The following is an 18,253-nucleotide window of genomic DNA, read 5'->3' as shown; positions in this document are numbered from 1 at the left end:
AGCGATCCGGGGCCTTTTTCAGTTTCGAATAGCGAACTCCTTCTTCAACTCACCCTGAGGGAGAGGTGAAGGCACAGCGCCCTTTCCACCAAGCTACAGCGTGATCTGCAGCTTCACGTCGTTCGGGTTGGCGGAGGCAGCGCGCTCGAAGGCAGCGATCGACTCTTCGAAATCGTAAGTGCCGGTGATCAGCGGCGCCAGATCGACCTTGCCGGACGCGATCAGCGCCAGGGCGCGATCGAACACGTTGGCGTAGCGGAACACGGTTTCCATCCGGACTTCCTTGGCGGAGGCCGAGACGATATCGAGCGCGATCGGCTCGACCGGCAGCCCGACAAAAACGATGCAGCCGCCGGGACGGACGTAGTTGAAGATGCCGTCATAGGCGCGCGGGCTACCCGAAGCCTCGAACACGATGTCGACGCCCCAATTCTCCGTCTCCTCGGCGATCTTCGCCTTCAAGTCATGCTCGCGGATGTTGACCGGGATCACGCCGTCATATTGGCCGGCGATGGCCAGCTTCTCATTCACGAGATCGGAGATATAGACGCGGCTGCAACCACCGGCGAGCGCCGCCAGCGCCACCATGATGCCGATCGGGCCGGCGCCGATCACCAGCGCTGTGTCGCCGGGGACGATCTTCGCCTTGGTCGCCGCCTGCATGCCGATGGCGAAAGGCTCGACCATAGCACCCTCCGCGAAGGAGACGTTGTCAGGCAGCTTGTAAGTAAAGGCGGCGGGGAACACGACCTGCGGCGTCAGGCAGCCATGCACCGGCGGCGTCGCCCAGAAGGTGACGCTCGGATCGACATTGTAGATGCCGAGCTTGGAAGCCTTGGAATTCAGGTCGGGAACGCCCGGCTCCATGCAGACGCGGTCGCCGACCTTGAGGTTCTTCACCTCGGAGCCGATCTCGAGAACGGTACCGGAGGCCTCGTGGCCCAGCACCATCGGCTCCTTGACGATGAACGGGCCGATCGCGCCATGGGTGTAGTAGTGCACATCCGAGCCGCAGACGCCGACCGTGTGGATGGCGATGCGAACATCGCGCGGACCGACCTCGAGCGGCAGGTCGATGTCGCGGAGCGAGAGCTTGAGCTTTTCTTCGAGAACGAGGGCACGCATGGCAGCGGATCCAGATTGGCGTCGGGATAGTCGTTTTAGCGAAGCGGCGCCCTTCCCGCTACGAGTGCGATGTCGCGGACATCACACTTCTTTGCAATTCGCGCACGGCTAGCCTTCGCCGTCGACCACCTGAAAGCCGGCCCAGAACGGGTCCCGGTCATCGACGAAGATGGTGTTGTAGCCCGTCACCCGCGCCCAGCCCTCGATCGTCGGAATGATCGCCGGCTTGCCGCCGACCGTGGTCTGGCGGGCGACGCGGCCCGTGAAGGTCGAGCCGATGATGCTCTCGTGTACGAAGGCCTCGCCCTCCCGCAGCCTGCCCGTGGCGAACAGCTGCGCGACGCGGGCTGACGTGCCGGTGCCGCAGGGCGAGCGATCGATGGCCTTGTCGCCATAGAACACGGCGTTGCGGCCGGACGAGCCCGGATTCTTCGGCTTGCCGGTCCACAACACATGGGTGAGCTTGTTCAGCGCCGGGTTTTCCGGATGCACGATGCTGTGCCGCGCGTTGAAGGCCGTCCGCAGCTTTGGCGAGAGGCGGACGATATCGGACGGCTCCAGATCCGACAGGTCCGCATAATTCGGCTGCGGCTCCACGATCGCGTAGAAATTGCCGCCATAGGCGACGTCGACGGTCAGCGCGCCGATGCCGTCAACCTCGACCTCATAGCCGCGCCCGAGCAGGAAGGACGGCACATTGGTGAGTGTGACGCTGTCGACATAGGGGCCGTTCTGGATATAGCGCGCCTCGACGAGACCGGCCGGCGTTTCCAGCCGCAGCAGACCGGGCGTTTTGGGGGTAACGAGACCGTGCTCGATGATCGTCGTCACCGTGCCGATGGTGCCATGGCCGCACATCGGCAGGCAGCCCGAGGTCTCGATGAACAGGATCGCAACGTCGTAATCGTCGCTCGACGGCGGATAGAGGATCGAGCCCGACATCATGTCGTGGCCGCGCGGCTCGAAGCAGAGCGACTTCCGGATCCAGTCGAATTCGGCCAGGAAATGCTGGCGCTTGTCGAACATAGTGGCGCCCTTCAGCACCGGGATCGAGCCGCCCGTGACGACACGGACCGGATTGCCGCAGGTATGGCCATCGATGCAGACGAAGGTATGGCGAGCCATGCTCAGAACCTCTTTGCGAAGCGCTCGGGAGAATAGGGGGCGATGTCGATATCGGGCCGCCGGTCGGCGATCAGGCTGGCGACGAGCTCAGCCGTCGCGGCGGCCTGGGTCAAGCCATGATGGGCATGGCCAAAGGCATAGACAATGCGCGGATCGCGGCAGGCGCGGCCGATGACGGGCAGCGAATCCGGCGTTGACGGGCGGAAGCCCATCCAGCGCGTGCCGCCGGAAAGCTCCGCTTCGGGCAGGAAACGCTGCAGCTTGCCCAGAATGGCGTCGACGCGCTTGAAGTTGGGAGCCGCTTCGAGCCCGGCGAACTCGACGCTGCCGCCGACGCGGTCGCCGCCGTCGAGCGGCGTGGTGACGAAGCCCTCCCCCTCGAACATCACCGGGCGGGTCAGCCCCAGCCGGCCCGAGGGCAGCGTGACGTTGTATCCGCGCTCGGTATCGAGCGGCACCTTATCTCCAAGCGACGCGGCGAGCGGCTTCGACCAGGCGCCGGTCGCGATGACGATACGGTCGTATTGCGCCAGGGTGTCGAACGCGGTGCGGATCGTGACCAGGTCCCCGCCCGCTGGGACATCGACGACCTCAAACTTGCGAACTTCGGCGCCGCGTTCGATCGCGGTCTGGGCAAGCGCGCGGGTGAAGTCGAGCGGATCGGAGACATGACAGCCTGCGGGATAGAGCGCCCCTGCGGCGGCGCGCGGGCCGAAGGCCGGTTCCAGGTTCCGGAGCGCCGCCGCATCCAGCGTCTCGACGACGATGCCGAGCCTGCGCTGGCGCTCGAACAGCGGCTGCGCGGCGCGAAAGCCGCGCTCGTCGGCCCAGACCGAGAGCAGGCCCTTTTCGCGCAGGTGATGCGTGAGGCCAACGGCCTCCAGCCGCGTCCGCCAGGCTGGCAGGGCCCTTCCATTCAAGGCGGCGATGGCCAGCGTCGATGCCTCGATGCGAGCGGGGCGGCTGGCGCTGATGAAGCGGGCGAGCCAGGGCGTCAGCGCCGGCAGATAGGAAGGCCGGATCGCCAGCGGCCCGAGCGGATCAAGCGCCCAGCGCGGCAGGTTGCGCCAGGCCTTGGGCGAGGCAAGCGGCAGGATGTCGAGATGCGCGATCCAGCCGGCATTGCCCGCAGACGTTCCCGCCGCGATCCCCTCGCGATCGATCAGATCGACGAGGTGGCCCTCATCCAGCAATGCATGGGCGATGGCGACTCCGATGACACCCGACCCGATGATGCCTACGCGCATGCGTTCTCCCCAGGCTGCGCGTGGCGAGCCGATTTGCTGATGGCAGCGATCCATAGCACGGCTTGCGATCCTTTCGCAGGGCGCTATCGCCGCCCGTCGCGCAGCCAGACCAGCATCCCGCCGGGCTCACGATTGGCCCACGCGAAATAAGGAATGGCGGTGATGGTGCCGGGAACGCTCTCGGCCGGCTCGCGCCGATAGAGCGTGTCCTGCCAGTCGCCGGTCTGGTCGATCGTGGCCGGCACGTTGAGCGTCACGACGCCACCGAGCACGTCCGGCTGGTAAGCAGCTTTCGCCTCGCCGGTCGCAAGTCGCATATGCTGCGGCGGCGCGGCATTGTCGGCCTCCTCGACGCAATAGAGCACCGGTCCTCGCTTGAGCGCGACGCGGTCGGCATCCATGCCGACATCGGGATGGGCATGCAGCGCTTCGATCGGCATCTCGAGCGTGAGGCGGATCTCATCGCCCGTTGCCCATACGCGTCGGATGCCGAGATAGCCCTTTATCGTGCCTGCCCCGACATCGACCGGAGCGCCATTGACGCTGGCCGTCGCACTGCGGCACCAGCCGGGAATGCGCAGCCAGAGGGTTGCCGGCACCGGGTCACCCGCCTCGACCGACAGGCGTATGTCGCCATCCCACGGGTACGCGGTCGCCTGCGTCAGCCGCAGCGCCCGGCCCGCGACCACCATGTCGATGGTCGAGGCGCCATAGAGATGGACGGCGATGTTCTCGTCATCATGGCTGGCGACATAGCCGCCGAGCGAAGCAACGAGGCGGGCGACATTGGTCGGGCAGCAGGGGCAATAGTGCCAGCGCCAGCGCCGATGCTGACCATGGCTTTCCAGCGGATTCTCGTAGAAATACTGATCTCCGCCCAGTGACACGCCGGACAGCGCGCCATTGTGCAGAACCAGTTCCATGTGATCGGCGAAGCGGCCGTCGAGGTCGATCGCCGCCATGCGATGTCCCCAGAACACCAGCGAGACGGCGGCGCAGGTCTCCGCATAGGCGGTCTCGTTCGGCAGGTCGAAGGAACGGGTGAATCCCTCGTTCTCGACCGCCGGCCCCATCCCGCCGGTGACATAGAGCTGGCGGCTGGTCAGATGCCGCCAGAGCTTGTCGAGCGCTGCCTTGAGGCTGGCGTCGCCGTCTTCAGCGGCGAGGTCGGCCATGGCGCTGTAGAGGTACATGGCCCGGACGGCGTGGCCCACGACCTCATCCTGCTCGCGCACCGGCTTGTGCGACTGGCTGTATTCGTAGGTGCCGAAATTGAACGGCTTGCCGCCGGGAAATTCCTTCACTTCCTCGTCAAAATAATGGGGATTCTGCGCGCCGCGCTCGTCGATGAAATAGCGCGCGAGATCGAGAAAACGGCTCTCCCCCGTGGCGCGATAGAGCTTGACCAGTGCCAGCTCGATTTCTTCATGCGCGTCATAGCCCCGCCGCTTGCCGGGCTCGCGGCCGAACACACTGGCGATGTGATCGACGCAGCGGATCATCACATCGAGGAAACGGCGCTTTCCCGTCGCCTCGAAGTAGGCGACGGCACCCTCCACGAGATGGCCCATCGAGTACATCTCGTGCCAATCGCGAAGATTGGTCCAGCGCTTCTCCGGTGCCCGGCGGATGAACCAGCTGTTCAGGTAGCCATCGGCCAGTTGTGCGTGGTCGAGCTTCTCGACCAGGAAATCGATCTTCGCCTCGATGTCGGGGGCGGGATGGGTGGCCAGGCTGAAGCTCGCCGCCTCGATCCATTTGCCGAAATCGGAATCGAAGAACATCTGCATCGACAGGCCGTACTCATTGATCGGCCGGACGAGCGGTCTGGGCGGCTGGTCGACGTCCAGCACCTCGATGAAACCCTCCTCCTCCAAGCGCTGGAACTGTGTCGGGATCGTCGTCTCGCGGTTGACGCGCATGCGGTCTGCCCAGAAGCCCTCGGTGAAGGTGACACGCGTGTGCGGCACGGGCTTGAGGCGGCGGAAAGGGGTCGTTTCAGGCTTCGACATCGGGCGTTTCCATGCGCGATTGAGCGTTGGTGACGAACCGCGTCGGCCCGGCTTTTGCCGGCCAAAGCGTTTGAGAAAACCTTTGCTCAATTCGTCCAAAGCAACTTGGCTGATTTGTCGACAGACTGCACGCAAAAATTATCCGGGATTTCGGCCGCGGCGTGACAAGCCCGGGATCCGCCTCTGAAACAGAAAAGGCCGGCTACCCCGAGGAATAGCCGGCCTCTTGTCTCAAACCGAACTGATCAGGCGGGAACGCCGGTTTCCAGGCGCTTGGCGATCAGCGTGCGGAGCGCGCGAAGGTCCTTGGCAAACAGGCGGATGCCTTCCGAGAGCTTCTCGGTTGCCATCTGGTCTTCGTTCATCGCCCAGCGGAAGCTCTTCTCGTCCGAGGCGACCGTCGGAATCTTCTCGCCAGTATTGTTCGCGTCGAGCTTGCGCACCAGCGTGCCATTGTCGGCGGCCAGCTTCTCGAGCAGGGCCGGGGCGATGGTCAGACGGTCACAGCCGGCCAGCGCCTCGATCTCGCCGGTCGAACGGAACGATGCGCCCATGACGACCGTCTCGATGCCGCGCTGCTTGTAGTAGCTGTAGATCTGGCGAACCGAGAGGACGCCCGGATCTTCTTCCGGCTCGAACGTCTTGCCCGAGGCCTTGACATGCCAGTCGAGGATACGGCCGACGAAGGGCGAAATCAGGAACACGCCAGCCTCGGCGCAGGCGGCGGCCTGAGCGAGCGAGAACAGCAGCGTCAGGTTGCAATCGATGCCTTCCTTCTGAAGGATGGCGGCGGCGCGAATGCCCTCCCAGGTCGATGCGAGCTTGACCAGGATCTTTTCACGCGGAACGCCCAGCGCATCATAGGCGGCGATGATCTCTCTCGCGCGCTTGACGGAAGCCTCGACGTCGAACGACAGGTCGGCGTCCACTTCAGTCGAGATGCGGCCTGGCACGAGCTTCGACATTTCGGCGCCGAAGGCGACGGCCAGGCGATCGCCGACATGCGCGGCGATGGCGTCCTGCGTGCCGCCCTGCTTGCGGCCCCAGGCGATCGCGCTCTCGATGACGTCCTTGTAGGCCGGCAATTCGGCGGCCTTCAGAACGAGCGAGGGATTGGTCGTGCAATCCACCGGACGATAAGTCTTGATAGCGTCCAGATCGCCAGTGTCTGCAACGACCACGGTCATGGATTTGAGCTGATCAAGTTTCGAGGTCATCCGACACTCCTCCAGTCTGGCTGCCGCGCCTTCGCGCGCTTGTACGAGGCATATGATCATCCCGGCGAGCAAATGGAAGCGCGAAAATATCTTCGCAGGCCGAAAACGGTCCACGAAGCGCGCTTCCGCACGGTCCGGCGTTGCAATCCCGCCCATTAGCCGCGACGCTCGCCGGCAAAGACCCGCATCGCATTGAGGAAACGCGCTGATGTCGAAACTCTCCCTTGCCGGAGCCTGGCAGCTTCTGGATGACAAAGGCGTCCTGCAGGGCCCCTGCCCCATTCCCGGCGATGTGCATTCGGCGCTGATGGCGCAGGAAAGGATCGGCTCGCCCTATGTCGGCACCAATGAGGCCGACATGCAGTGGGTGGGCGAGGCTGTCTGGGAGATCGTGCACGACTTCGAGGTGGCGGCGTCGCAACTGTCCGACCGCTGGGCCGTGCTGGAGCTCGAATTTGTCGACACTTTCGCCGAGCTATTCCTGAACGGCCGGCCGATTGCGAAACTCGGCTCCAGCTTCATCCGCCATCGCATCGACGTGAGCGAGGCTCTGAAGCCCGGCACCAACGAACTGCGCATCCGCTTTTCGCCGGCCGGCGCGGAGGCGATCGAGCGCGCCAGGAAGCAGCCCTTCCCCATCCCGTGGAGCGTCTCGAACAACCGGGTTCCCGACCTCAACATGATCCGCAAGGCGCAATGCCATGGCGGCTGGGACTGGGGACCTTGCCTGATGGTGACAGGCATCTACGCCGAGCCGACCCTGCATTTCTACGAGACCGCGCGCATCGAATCGGTGCAGATCCGCCAGCGTCATCATGGCGACGGCACGGTGACGGCGATCGCCGAGATCGAGTTGCTGGCGCAAGCCGACATGACAGTCCCCGTGACCTTCGAGCTCGCCGGCAAGACCGTCCATGCCGAGGCCAAGGTATCGGACCAGCACGGCGGCAAGGCGTCCCTGGCGCTCGACATCGAGAGCCCGGATCTCTGGTGGCCGGCCGGCCATGGCGCGCAGCCGCTATATGAGGCGGTGGTCACGATCCCCGGCGACACGGTTCGTCGCCATATCGGTTTCCGCACGCTCGAAGTGGTGACCCAGAAGGATGAGGTTGGCGCCTCGATGTTCTTCCGCGTCAATGGCGTCGACATCTTCGCCAAGGGCGCCAACTGGATCCCGGCCGATTCCCTGCCCGCCGCAATCACGCCGGATCGGATCGAAGCGCTGCTTTCAGCGGCCGTCGAGGCCAATATGAACATGGTCCGGCTCTGGGGCGGCGGCTTCTACGAATTCGACGCCTTCTACGACGCCTGCGACCGTCTCGGCCTGCTGATCTGGCAGGACATGATGTTCTCCTGCTCGCAATATCCCTCGACGCCGGATTTCCTGACCGAGATCGACGCCGAGCTGCGTTACCAGATCAAGCGCCTCTCCAGCCGACCATCGATCGCCATCTGGTGCGGCGACAACGAGGTGATCGGCTCGCTCAACTGGTTCGAGATCTCGCGCAACAACCGGGACCGCTATCTCGTCAATTACGACCGTTTCAACCGGGTGATCGACAAGGCGGTACAGGATACCGATCCGGACCGCCGTTTCTGGCCGTCCTCGCCCTGTAATGGCGATATGGACTATGGCGACGCCTGGCACGACGACCGCTCGGGCGACCTGCATTTCTGGGACGTCTGGCACTCGAACAAGAACTTCGAGCACTATTACACCGTGCAGCCACGCTTCTGCTCCGAATTCGGCTTCCAGTCCTTTCCATCCATGACCGGCATCCGCGCCTTTGCCGGCGGCCGCGAGAACTGGAACGCCACCTCGCCGGTGATGGAATTCCACCAGCGCGACGGCGCCGGCAATTCGCGCATCATCGACACGATGGCGCGTTACTTCCGGGTGCCCTCCGGCTTCGAGAGCTTCGTCTACCTGTCGCAATTGCAGCAGGCGATGGCGATCGAGACGGCGGTCCGCTACTGGCGCAGCCTCAAGCCGCACTCGATGGGCGCGCTGTACTGGCAATTGAACGATGTGTGGCCGGCCGTTTCGTGGTCGTCGATCGACCATTCGCTGGCCTGGAAGACGCTGCACTACCACGCCAAGCGCTTCTTCGCGCCGGTCGCGCTGGCCGCCCGCATGATTGACGGCAAGCTCACCATCCGCGCCATCAACGACCTGCACGAGCCGGTAGCGCTGGAAACGCGGCTGCGCAGTTTCGATCTCGACGGCACGCTGATTGCCGAGCGCCATGCCAAGGACAGCATTCCGCCCGACCGCGCGGTCGAAGTCATGGCGATCCCGGCGCCGATCGGCCAGGATCGATTCTACGTCATCGACGCCATCGTCGACGGCGTCGCGTCGCCGGAGCGCCAGATCGTGGTTTTCCCGGATGTGCCCAAGCGCTTCGAGCTGCCCGAGACCACGGTCTCGGTCCAGGACGCGGGAGCGGGACGCTTCCTGCTTTCGGCCGATGCGCCGGCGTTCCACGTTCGCGCCGAGGCGGAGGGCATTCCCGGCCATTTCGACGACGCCAGCTTCCTGCTTCTGCCGGGAGAACCCCGCATCGTCACCTTCAAGCCAGAAGCCGGTTATGCCTTGCCGAAGGCAGCCGACCTCACGGTGCATCATCTGGGCGCGACCTATCGCTGAGCGCGTCCCCGAGTCACGCCGATGAAAAAACGGCGCGGAAGGATCCGCGCCGTTTCCCGTCGATTGTTGAAGCCTAGCGGTACCAGCCGCCGGGAGCATAGACCCAGCGGCCGCCGCGCCAAACCCAGTCCGGCCGACGATAGCGATAGCCCGGACGCGCCGGGACCCAGCCACCGCTCATCCAAACATAGCGACCGCGGCGCCACTGCCAGTGCCCGGGCACCCAGACATAGCCGCGACGCGGCGGGGGAACGCGCTCGCGACGCGGCGGCGGCGGCCGGCGATTGGGATTGGGACCCCACTGCTGCGCCTCAGCCTCACCGGGGGCCACCGATGCCAAAGGTGCTGCGACGGCGGCAGCCAGCAATCCGGTCAACAGAGAACGTCGAGAAAGCATTGTCTTCCATCCCATCAAGATTGAGGACGCGCGAACGCGTCCGAAGCCACCCGCATAGGCTTCAACGCGCCAGCGAGGGGCTTCCGTTGCCCGTGAATGAAAAAAATCAGAAGCGGTAGCCGTTATGGTCGAGGAAGAGCTTCAGGCGCTCCGGAAACTTCAGGATTCTCCGATCCTTTGCCGCGCAGCTCTCGATTTCGCCTCCGGTGACGCAGGCCTCCTCGCCGGGATCAGCAGCCAGGTTCCAGTGCTTCCGCAACTGCTTGAATGCCGTTTCACCCTCGCCCGCACGAATGCTGGCTGCCACCCAGCCGGCAAGAAAGCCGGGCGACTTCCAGCGCTCCACCGGATCGGAATCGTTCTCCAACTGGCGCAGCCATTCGCGATGGGCCTTGGCGAAACGCGGCTCTGTGGTGACGTCCACCATCTTGCCATCGCGCACGGACTTGATGACGAGCGGCGCGGCGCTGCAGGCATAGCAGTCGAATGTGTAGAGGAAGGCGTTGTCGACCGTGACGATCTCGGCCTCGCCGTCGTCGTTGAGGTCCTGAAGGTAATCACCATCGCCGTCGAACGAGCCGATCGGGACTGCGACCCAGCCCTTGTCGGTTTCGGTCGCGACCACGACTTCCGAACAGCAATGCGCGCCGCCGGTATAGCTGCTGAAATAGACTTCCTTGCTCTTGTTGGTGGGGTCGATGTCGACGATCGACGCGCTTATCGTCGGCACGGCCATGCCCGAGGCGGTGCCGACATGTTCCAGCACCATCTTGCCGCCGACGCTTACCTGCAGGACCGGAACATCGTCGTCCGGGTCGATCTCCGGCCGCCGCTCCTGGAAAATGCGCGCCGTGATGCCGGAATCGGTGATGGTCGCGTCCTTCGCGCCCTCGGCCAGCTCGGTCGTCGGAAAAAGCGGCTTGTCGTCCTCGCCCTCGGATTGCGCGAAAAGCGCCGTCGACGAGACCGTGATCAGGGCCGCCATCGCCATACCAGCAAGGCCTGTCTTCCAGAGAATTGATCCGCTGCGCAATTTTTCCGTCCCTAGAATGGCCCCGTGACACCAGTCTAGCGACACCGGCTTTCGCCGAACAGAAGTTGATGCCACCATCCCCTCTTTCGCGATCCCCGGTTCGGCCCGGACGATCGAATGGACCCGCCTCTCGCAAGGATCTCCTGCATGCCCGACGCCCTTCCGTCCCGCACCGGTGGCCAACTCATTGTCGAGGCGCTGGAGGCCAATGGCGTCGAACGCGTCTTCTGCGTTCCCGGCGAGAGCTATCTGGCCGTTCTCGACGCGCTGCATGATTCGCAGATTCCCGTGACCGTGGCGCGGCATGAGGGCGGCGCGGCGATGATGGCCGAAGCCTGGGGCAAGCTGGCCGGCAAGCCCGGCATCTGCTTCGTCACGCGCGGACCTGGAGCGACAAACGCCGCTGCCGGCCTGCATGTCGCCATGCAGGACTCGTCGCCAATGATCCTCTTCGTCGGCCAGGTGGGCCGTTCGATGCGCGAGCGCGAGGCGTTCCAGGAGATCGACTACCGGGCGATGTTCGGCGACGTGGTCAAATGGGTGGCCGAGATCGACGAAGCCGAGCGCATCCCGGAATTCCTCTCCCGCGCCTTCCACGTCGCGACCTCCGGCCGGCCCGGTCCTGTCGTGCTGGCATTGCCGGAGGACATGCTGCGCGAGAAGTCCGCCGTCGCCTCCGTCGGCGCGTCCGAGCCGATCGAGACCTATCCCGGCCTGACCCAGACCGCGCAGTTACAGAAGATGCTCTGGAAAGCCCAACGGCCGCTGCTGGTGCTGGGCGGCTCGCGCTGGAGCGACGCGGCGATCGCCTCGATGCAGCGCTTTACCGAGCGCTTCGACCTCCCGGTCGGCGTCTCGCTGCGTCGGCAGGGCCTGTTCGACCACGAGCACCCGAATTTCGCCGGCGAAGTCGGGATCGCGATAAACCCGGCGCTCGCCAGGCGGGTGAAGGAAGCCGACCTGCTCATCCTGGTTGGCGGCCGGATGAGCGAGATGCCCTCCTCCGGCTACACGCTGCTCGACATCCCGCAGCCGCAGCAGACGCTGGTGCACGTGCATGGCGGATCGGACGAACTCGGCCGCGTCTATCGCCCGGCGCTCGCCATCAATGCGACGCCGAACGGCTTTGCCGCCCAGCTCGAGGCGGTGCATCCCCCGGCCACCATCCCCTGGAGCGCCGAAACGCGCGCCGCCAACGAATCCTATCGCGCCTGGTCCGACCCGAAGCCGCGCAATGTCGGCGGCGTCGAGATGGGCGCCGTGATGCGGACGCTTCGGGACCATCTCGACAAGGACGCGATCCTCACCAACGGCGCCGGCAACTACGCCAATTGGGTGCATCGCTATCACCGCTTCCGCGGATCGAAGACGCAGCTCGCGCCCACCTCCGGCTCGATGGGTTATGGCCTGCCGGCGGCCGTCGCCGCCAAGCTGCGCTATCCCGAACGCGCCGTGATCGCCTTTGCCGGCGACGGCTGCTTCCAGATGACCAGCAACGAATTCGGCACCGCGGTGCAGGAGGGCGCGGCGATCCTGGTCATCGTCGTCGATAACGGCATGTATGGCACCATCCGCGCGCATCAGGAGCGCAGCTACCCCGACCGGATCGAGGCGACGAAACTCGTCAATCCGGATTTCGCCGCCCTTGCCCGCGCCTATGGGGGCCATGGCGAGACGGTGGAGCGGACCGAAGATTTCTGGCCGGCCTTCGAACGCGCCCGGACGAGCGGCCGTCCCGCCATCCTGCATGTGAAGGTCGACCCGCAGGCAATCTCTCCCTCCTCGACCATCGACGAGATCAAGGGCAAGAGCCTGAAGGGCTAACCCGCCGGCCTTCGCCGCTCGCGCGTTCCGGCGCGGGCCAGGAGCGCGACCGGCAGCATGCCGACGAGGACGATGACCAGCGCCGCCACCGCGCCATCCTCGTAGGTGCCGCGCGCTGCCTCGCCATAAACATGGGTCGCCAGTGTCTCGAAATTGAAGGGGCGCAGCAGCAGCGTCGCCGGCAATTCCTTCATGCAATCGACGAAGACCAGCAGGCCGGCCGCGGCGAGCGCCGGCGACAGCAGCGGCATGTGGATGCCGCCGGAGATCCGGGCTGTGCCAGCGCCGAGACTACGCGCCGCCATGTCGATCGAGGGCGCGATGCGGGTGAAGCCGGCTTCGATGCCGCCGATCGCGATCGCCTGGAAACGCAAGCAATAGGCCAGCACCAGCGCCGCGCCCGAACTCATCAGGATCAACCCCGGCGAACGGCCCCAGACGCTCTTCACCGCATCGGCGATCCAGTTGTCGAGGCCGGCGATCGGCACCAGCAGGCCGACTGCCAGTACGGTGCCGGGGATCGCATAGCCGATGCCGGAGAGGCGGATCATGCCATGCAGCGATTTTCGGCGCGACATGCGGCCGGCGGTGGCGAGAAACAGCCCGATGGCGAGCGTGAGGATCGAGGCGATGGCGGCGAAGAAGACGCTGTTTCCGGTCCAGACCCAGAGATCGGTCGGCAATCCGCTCAGCCGGATGCGTCGCGCGGCCGAGACGACGAGATAGCTGGCCGGCACCGCGAAGCCGAGCAGGATCGGCAGCGCACAGGCCACGGTCGCCACCAACGCCGAGACGCCCGAAAGCGTCTGCGCCATCGCCGGCGTGCTGCCGCGAGGTCCCGAATAGTTCATGCCACGCCGGCCGAGCCGTTCGAGCAGCACCAGCGCGAAGACGATCGCCAGCATGACGAGCGCGATCTGCGCGGCGCCTTCGATCGACGAGCGCGTCACCCAGGTGGTGTAGATCGCGACCGTTAGCGTGCGGACACCGAGGAATTCCGACGCGCCGATATCGTTCAGCGCCTCCATCAGCGCCAGGCTGACGCCGACCGCCACCGCCGGGCGCGCCAATGGCAGGGCAACGGTGCGAAAGGCGCGGAAGCGGCCGGCGCCCAGCGTGCGCGAGGCTTCCAGCATCGAGGCCGACTGCATGACGAACAGCGCCCGAACCGGAAGATAGACATAGGGGTAGAGGATCAGGCCGAGCAGCAGGATCGCGCCGCCGAGCGACCGGATCTCGGGAAACGGCAGGCCGCGCGGGTCACTGATGCCGAGGAGATGACGAAGGCCCGTCTGCAGCGGGCCGACCGGGTGCACCACGTCGAGATAGGCAAATGCCATGACATAGCTCGGCACCGAAAGTGGCAGCAGCAGCGCCCATTCGAAAAGCCGACGACCGGGAAAGCGATAGGCCGTTACCAGCCAGGCGGTTCCGATGCCGAGAATGGTGACCAGAACGCCTACGCCGAGAAGCAGGAGCGCTGTGGTGCGCGCGGCGACCGGCAGGACATTGGCGATCAGATGCGGCCATAGCTCGCCGGAGCCGCGCGAGGCGAAGAAGACAAGACCGCCGATCGGCGCCAGGGCCAGAAGGGCAACCAGAGCCGAGCCGATGACCCAGGCTCGATCCGAGCGAGCGGGCGCTGCCGGCATCGACGCCGCGGGGTGAACGGAATCGCTCATGCCCCGGGGCTTCCGGGGCATGAGGTGATTGGTGTCGGGCCGAGGGGCCTAGGCATGCGGGGGATCAGCCGTCGAAGCCGACCACGTCGACCAACTCACTGGCCTGCTTGCGCTGCTTGGCGATATCCGTCAGCGGCAGCGGGTCGACCGTCAGCGTGCCGAGCTCGGCGATGATCGGGTCGAGCGCAACGCCGGCGCGGACGGGATATTCGAAATTCGCCTTGGCGTAGATTTCCTGCGCTTCCTGGGAAGCAAGGAATTCCAGCAGCTTGACGGCGTTCTCCTTGTTCGGGGCGTTCTTGGCGACGGCGGCGCCCGAGACGTTCACATGCGTGCCGGCCTTGTCCTTGAAAGTCGGCAGGATCACGCGGATCGCGTTGCCCCATTCGACCTGCTCCGGGCCGCCCTTGCCGGACCGCATCAGGCCGACATAGTAGGAATTGGCGACGCCGATGTCACAGAGATTGGCGAGGATGTCGCGTGCCACGTCGCGGTCGCCGCCGCCGGCCTTGCGGGCCAGATTGTCCTTGACGCCGGTCAGCCAGGTCTTGGTGGCCTCGGCGCCGTCCTTGGCGATGACGGCGGCAATCAGCGAGGTGTTGTAGGGATGCTGGCCCGAACGGATGCAGACCTTGCCCTTGAAGCGCGGATCGGCGAGATCCTCATAGGTCAGCGCCTCGTCCTTGATGCGATCCTTCGAGGCATAGATGACGCGGGCGCGCATCGACAGGCCGAACCACTGGCCGTTCGGGTCGCGCAGATTGGCGGGAATCGCCTCTTCCAGCACGGACGACTGGATCGGCTGGGTCAAACCGCGATCCGAAAGCTCGATCAGATTGCCGAAATCGACGACGGACAGCACGTCGGCCGGCGAATTGGCGCCTTCGGTGGCGACGCGCTCCGCCAGGCCTTCCTTGACGAAAATCACATTGGCCTTGATGCCCGTTTCCTTGGAGAACGTCTCCAGCAGCGGCTGGATCAGGCCCGGCTCGCGGGTCGTGTAGACATTCACTTCGCCGGCAGCCGAGGCAGCGAGCGTTGTGGTCGCCAGCAGCGCAGCGGCAGCGGCGCCCTGGATCAGGCGGGTCAGGCTAAGCATAGTGAACTCCGTTCATAGAGGGGGCGGAACCCTGGTCACCGTCGATGTTCGGCAACTTCTGCCGGCTCCATCCCATCATCGCGAATAGAGGTCAACCGGCAGTTTTACATTTATTCTATAGGTTAGATCCATTCTAATATAGAATGAATCCAGATGTCGGTCGTTTCTCTTGGCGGGACAAGCAGACGCTCCAACGCCATATTCCAAACCCTTTCAGTCACGATTTCGTGAACTGTGTATTGGAAACTATACAAGCGGCCCGGGCGCGTCGGCGGTCCAGTCGCCGGCCACGGCCTGAACCAGTGCCAGCGCCGCCACGGCGGCGGTGTCGGCCCGCAGGATGCGGGGGCCAAGCGGGATGGCGGTCACGAAGGGCAGCGCGTGCAGCGCCTCGCGCTCTTCCGGCGAAAAGCCGCCTTCCGGCCCGATCAGCACCGCGAGCGGCCCCTTGGGCAGGCCCCGCAGGATCGAAATCGGATCGGCGCCCGTCTCGTCCTCGTCGCAGAAAACGATGTGGCGCTCCGGCTCATCCTTTGGCCAGCGGGCGAGCAAGGCAGCGAGTGGCTCCGGCGCGTCGATCTCGGGAATTGACAGCACGCCGCATTGCTCCGCTGCCTCGATGGCATTGGCGCGCAGCCGCTCATCGTTCAGTCGCGCCACCTGGGTCCGGCGGGTGATGACGGGGCGTATATGGCCGACACCCATCTCGACAGCCTTCTGCACCATATAGTCCAGCCGCGCCTGCTTGATCGGCGCGAACAGATACATGAGCCGGGAAGCCGGCGTCTGCTCGCGCGACAGCGCATCCGCCGTCAGCACCGCGCCCTTTCGGCCGGCCTCGGCAAGCGTCGCCTGCCATTCCCCGTCGCGGCCGTTGAAGATCAGCACAGGGTCGCCCTCGCGCATGCGAAGCACATTGACCAGGTAGTTGGTCTGGCCCTTGTCCATGACGATGCGGGCGCCCTCACCAAGCGGGGCATCGATGAACAGGCGTTGGGTGGTGAAATCATAGCGCGACATCCGCTTCGATTACGCAAAGCATGGCCGCACCGCAAGGTGGCGCGGCTGTCCGGCTTGACCGGCGCGGATGGCGGGGGCATTCAGGACCGACAGTCCCCACCGCCCTCGCGCGGAATCATGCAAGGCCGCGACCGACTTGACCGATCCCGTCCATAACGCCGGCGAATATTCCGTCTCCGAAATCTCGATGGCGTTGAAGCGCACCGTCGAGGACGCCTTCGGCTTCGTGCGCGTGCGCGGCGAGATTTCCGGCTATCGCGGGCCGCATTCCTCCGGCCACGCCTATTTCGCGCTGAAGGACGACCGCTCGAAGATCGAGGCGGTCATCTGGAAGGGCAATTTCGGCAAACTGCGCTTCCGTCCCGAAGAGGGCATGGAAGTGATCGCAACCGGCAAGCTGACCACCTTCCCGGGCTCGTCGAAATACCAGATCGTGATCGAGGCCCTGGAGCCGGCAGGCGTCGGCGCGCTGATGGCTCTGCTCGAAGAGCGCCGGCGCAAGCTGGCGGCCGAAGGATTGTTCGATTCGAACCGCAAGAAGCCGATCCCCTATCTGCCGCGCGTGATCGGCGTCGTCACCTCGCCGACCGGCGCCGTGATCCGCGACATCCTGCATCGCCTCTCCGACCGTTTCCCCATCCGGGTCCTGATCTGGCCGGTGCGCGTGCAGGGCGAAACCTCGGCCGCCGAAGTGGCTGCCGCGATCGCGGGCTTCAATGCACTTGCCGTTGACGGCGCCATTCCACGCCCCGATCTGCTGATTGTCGCGCGCGGCGGCGGCAGCCTCGAAGATCTCTGGGGCTTCAACGAGGAAATCGTCGTGCGGGCCGTCGCGGCTTCGACGATCCCCCTGATCTCGGCGGTCGGCCACGAGACCGATACGACCTTGATCGATTTCGCCTCCGACCTCCGGGCGCCGACGCCCACGGGTGCTGCCGAAATGGCCGTGCCGGTGCGCTCGGAGCTGGTCGGCACCGTCGGTGACCTCGGCCGCCGCCTCGATGGCGCGATGCTGCGGCTAGTCGAAAGCCGCCGCCGCGAATTGCGCGCCGCGACCCGCGCCCTGCCGCGCCTCGACGACCTGCTTGCCATTCCCCGCCGTTCTTTCGACGAGCTTGCCGCCCGCATCGGCCGTGCGCTTGGCGCCAATACGCTGGCGCATCGCGGCCGGCTGGAACGCACCGCCGGACGGCTTTCGCCTTCGTCCCTCGAGCGCCTCACCCTGCGCGCCCATGACCGGGTGAAGGCGCTCGGCGAGCGGCAGGGCCGCGCGCTGGAGGTTCACGCCGAACGCAAGCGCGCGGGTTTCGCCCGCATCGCCGGCCGGCTGCGGATCGAGCCGATCGCGCAGCGTGTTGCCCGTGGCGGCGTGCAGATCGCAGAGATCGAACGCCGGGGCGATCGCGCCTTCCTCCGCATTGTCGAGAAGAACCGCGACCGGCTCGACCGCGCCTGGCGGCTGGCCGAGACCCTATCCTATCGCAGCGTGCTGGCGCGCGGTTTCGCGCTGGTGACGGATGCCGAGGGCAGGACGGTGCGCACGGCCTCGAAGGTCACGAGCGGGGACGCGCTGACGATCGAATTCCAGGATGGAAAGATCGCCGCGATCGCGGCCGGCGGCGCTGCGGAGCCACGCTCCAAGAAGGCCGCCAAGTCCAAGGCGCCGACACAGGAAAGCCTGTTTTAGGTCTCGCTCGAGCTATTCTATTCCACACTGGCCAAGATGAGGCGGCGCGATCATAGAGAGTCGCCTGCCCGTATCGCAAAGACGCCAAGACCCAGCCCCAAACTCGGCGTCATCCCGGGCGCAGACCCGGGATCCATT

The 18,253-nt window shown here is 65.4% G+C and carries 13 protein-coding genes; 3 read left to right on the top strand and 10 right to left on the bottom strand.

Features of this window, described 5'->3' with window-relative positions; translation table 11 throughout:
* Positions 1-93: 93 nt before the first annotated feature.
* From OSH10_RS07060 to tal, 5 genes are all read right to left on the bottom strand, one after another.
* On the bottom strand, positions 94-1,125 hold the full coding sequence (locus OSH10_RS07060) for an NAD(P)-dependent alcohol dehydrogenase (RefSeq protein ID WP_266330933.1): 1,032 nt from the start codon (positions 1,123-1,125) through the stop codon (positions 94-96).
* A 108-nt stretch (positions 1,126-1,233) separates the two neighbouring features.
* Positions 1,234-2,250, bottom strand: a complete 1,017-nt coding sequence (locus OSH10_RS07055) for a 4-hydroxyproline epimerase (protein ID WP_266330932.1) — start codon at positions 2,248-2,250, stop codon at positions 1,234-1,236.
* Positions 2,251-2,252: 2 nt separating this feature from the next.
* Entirely contained in the window at positions 2,253-3,497 is a 1,245-nt protein-coding gene (locus OSH10_RS07050; RefSeq protein WP_266330931.1) for an NAD(P)/FAD-dependent oxidoreductase, read from the bottom strand.
* An 83-nt stretch (positions 3,498-3,580) separates the two neighbouring features.
* Complete coding sequence (locus OSH10_RS07045) at positions 3,581-5,509, bottom strand: glycoside hydrolase family 127 protein (RefSeq protein ID WP_266330930.1); 1,929 nt, start codon at positions 5,507-5,509, stop codon at positions 3,581-3,583.
* Positions 5,510-5,754: 245 nt separating this feature from the next.
* Complete coding sequence (tal, locus tag OSH10_RS07040; protein WP_266330929.1) at positions 5,755-6,726, bottom strand: transaldolase; 972 nt, start codon at positions 6,724-6,726, stop codon at positions 5,755-5,757.
* 208 nt (positions 6,727-6,934) lie between these two features.
* Between tal and OSH10_RS07035 the strand changes: the two genes are divergently transcribed.
* Positions 6,935-9,373, top strand: a complete 2,439-nt coding sequence (locus tag OSH10_RS07035) for a beta-mannosidase (protein ID WP_266330928.1) — start codon at positions 6,935-6,937, stop codon at positions 9,371-9,373.
* Positions 9,374-9,446: 73 nt separating this feature from the next.
* On the opposite strand, the gene OSH10_RS07030 is transcribed toward OSH10_RS07035, so the two are convergent.
* The gene (locus OSH10_RS07030; protein ID WP_266330926.1) at positions 9,447-9,770 is read right to left on the bottom strand and encodes a twin-arginine translocation signal domain-containing protein; all 324 of its coding nucleotides are present in this window, start codon (positions 9,768-9,770) and stop codon (positions 9,447-9,449) included.
* A 106-nt stretch (positions 9,771-9,876) separates the two neighbouring features.
* The gene (locus tag OSH10_RS07025) at positions 9,877-10,986 is read right to left on the bottom strand and encodes a hypothetical protein (RefSeq protein ID WP_266330925.1); all 1,110 of its coding nucleotides are present in this window, start codon (positions 10,984-10,986) and stop codon (positions 9,877-9,879) included.
* Between OSH10_RS07025 and OSH10_RS07020 the strand changes: the two genes are divergently transcribed.
* The gene (locus tag OSH10_RS07020; protein WP_266330924.1) at positions 10,951-12,627 is read left to right on the top strand and encodes a thiamine pyrophosphate-binding protein; all 1,677 of its coding nucleotides are present in this window, start codon (positions 10,951-10,953) and stop codon (positions 12,625-12,627) included. The genes OSH10_RS07025 and OSH10_RS07020 overlap by 36 nt on opposite strands.
* Here OSH10_RS07020 and OSH10_RS07015 read toward each other — a convergent pair.
* From OSH10_RS07015 to OSH10_RS07005, 3 genes are all read right to left on the bottom strand, one after another.
* The gene (locus tag OSH10_RS07015) at positions 12,624-14,309 is read right to left on the bottom strand and encodes an ABC transporter permease (RefSeq protein WP_266330923.1); all 1,686 of its coding nucleotides are present in this window, start codon (positions 14,307-14,309) and stop codon (positions 12,624-12,626) included. The genes OSH10_RS07020 and OSH10_RS07015 overlap by 4 nt on opposite strands.
* A gap of 64 nt (positions 14,310-14,373) precedes the next feature.
* Complete coding sequence (locus OSH10_RS07010) at positions 14,374-15,408, bottom strand: Fe(3+) ABC transporter substrate-binding protein (protein ID WP_266330922.1); 1,035 nt, start codon at positions 15,406-15,408, stop codon at positions 14,374-14,376.
* Between the two features lie 246 nt (positions 15,409-15,654).
* Entirely contained in the window at positions 15,655-16,428 is a 774-nt protein-coding gene (locus OSH10_RS07005; protein ID WP_266330921.1) for a 16S rRNA (uracil(1498)-N(3))-methyltransferase, read from the bottom strand.
* A gap of 67 nt (positions 16,429-16,495) precedes the next feature.
* Here OSH10_RS07005 and xseA point away from each other — a divergent pair, with 67 nt between their 5' ends.
* Complete coding sequence (gene xseA / locus OSH10_RS07000; protein WP_407660685.1) at positions 16,496-18,115, top strand: exodeoxyribonuclease VII large subunit; 1,620 nt, start codon at positions 16,496-16,498, stop codon at positions 18,113-18,115.
* Positions 18,116-18,253: the final 138 nt, after the last annotated feature.

This window comes from Kaistia defluvii, from assembly GCF_026343955.1.
Lineage (GTDB): Bacteria > Pseudomonadota > Alphaproteobacteria > Rhizobiales > Kaistiaceae > Kaistia > Kaistia defluvii.
This window is presented reverse-complemented; position numbering and strand designations above follow the sequence as displayed.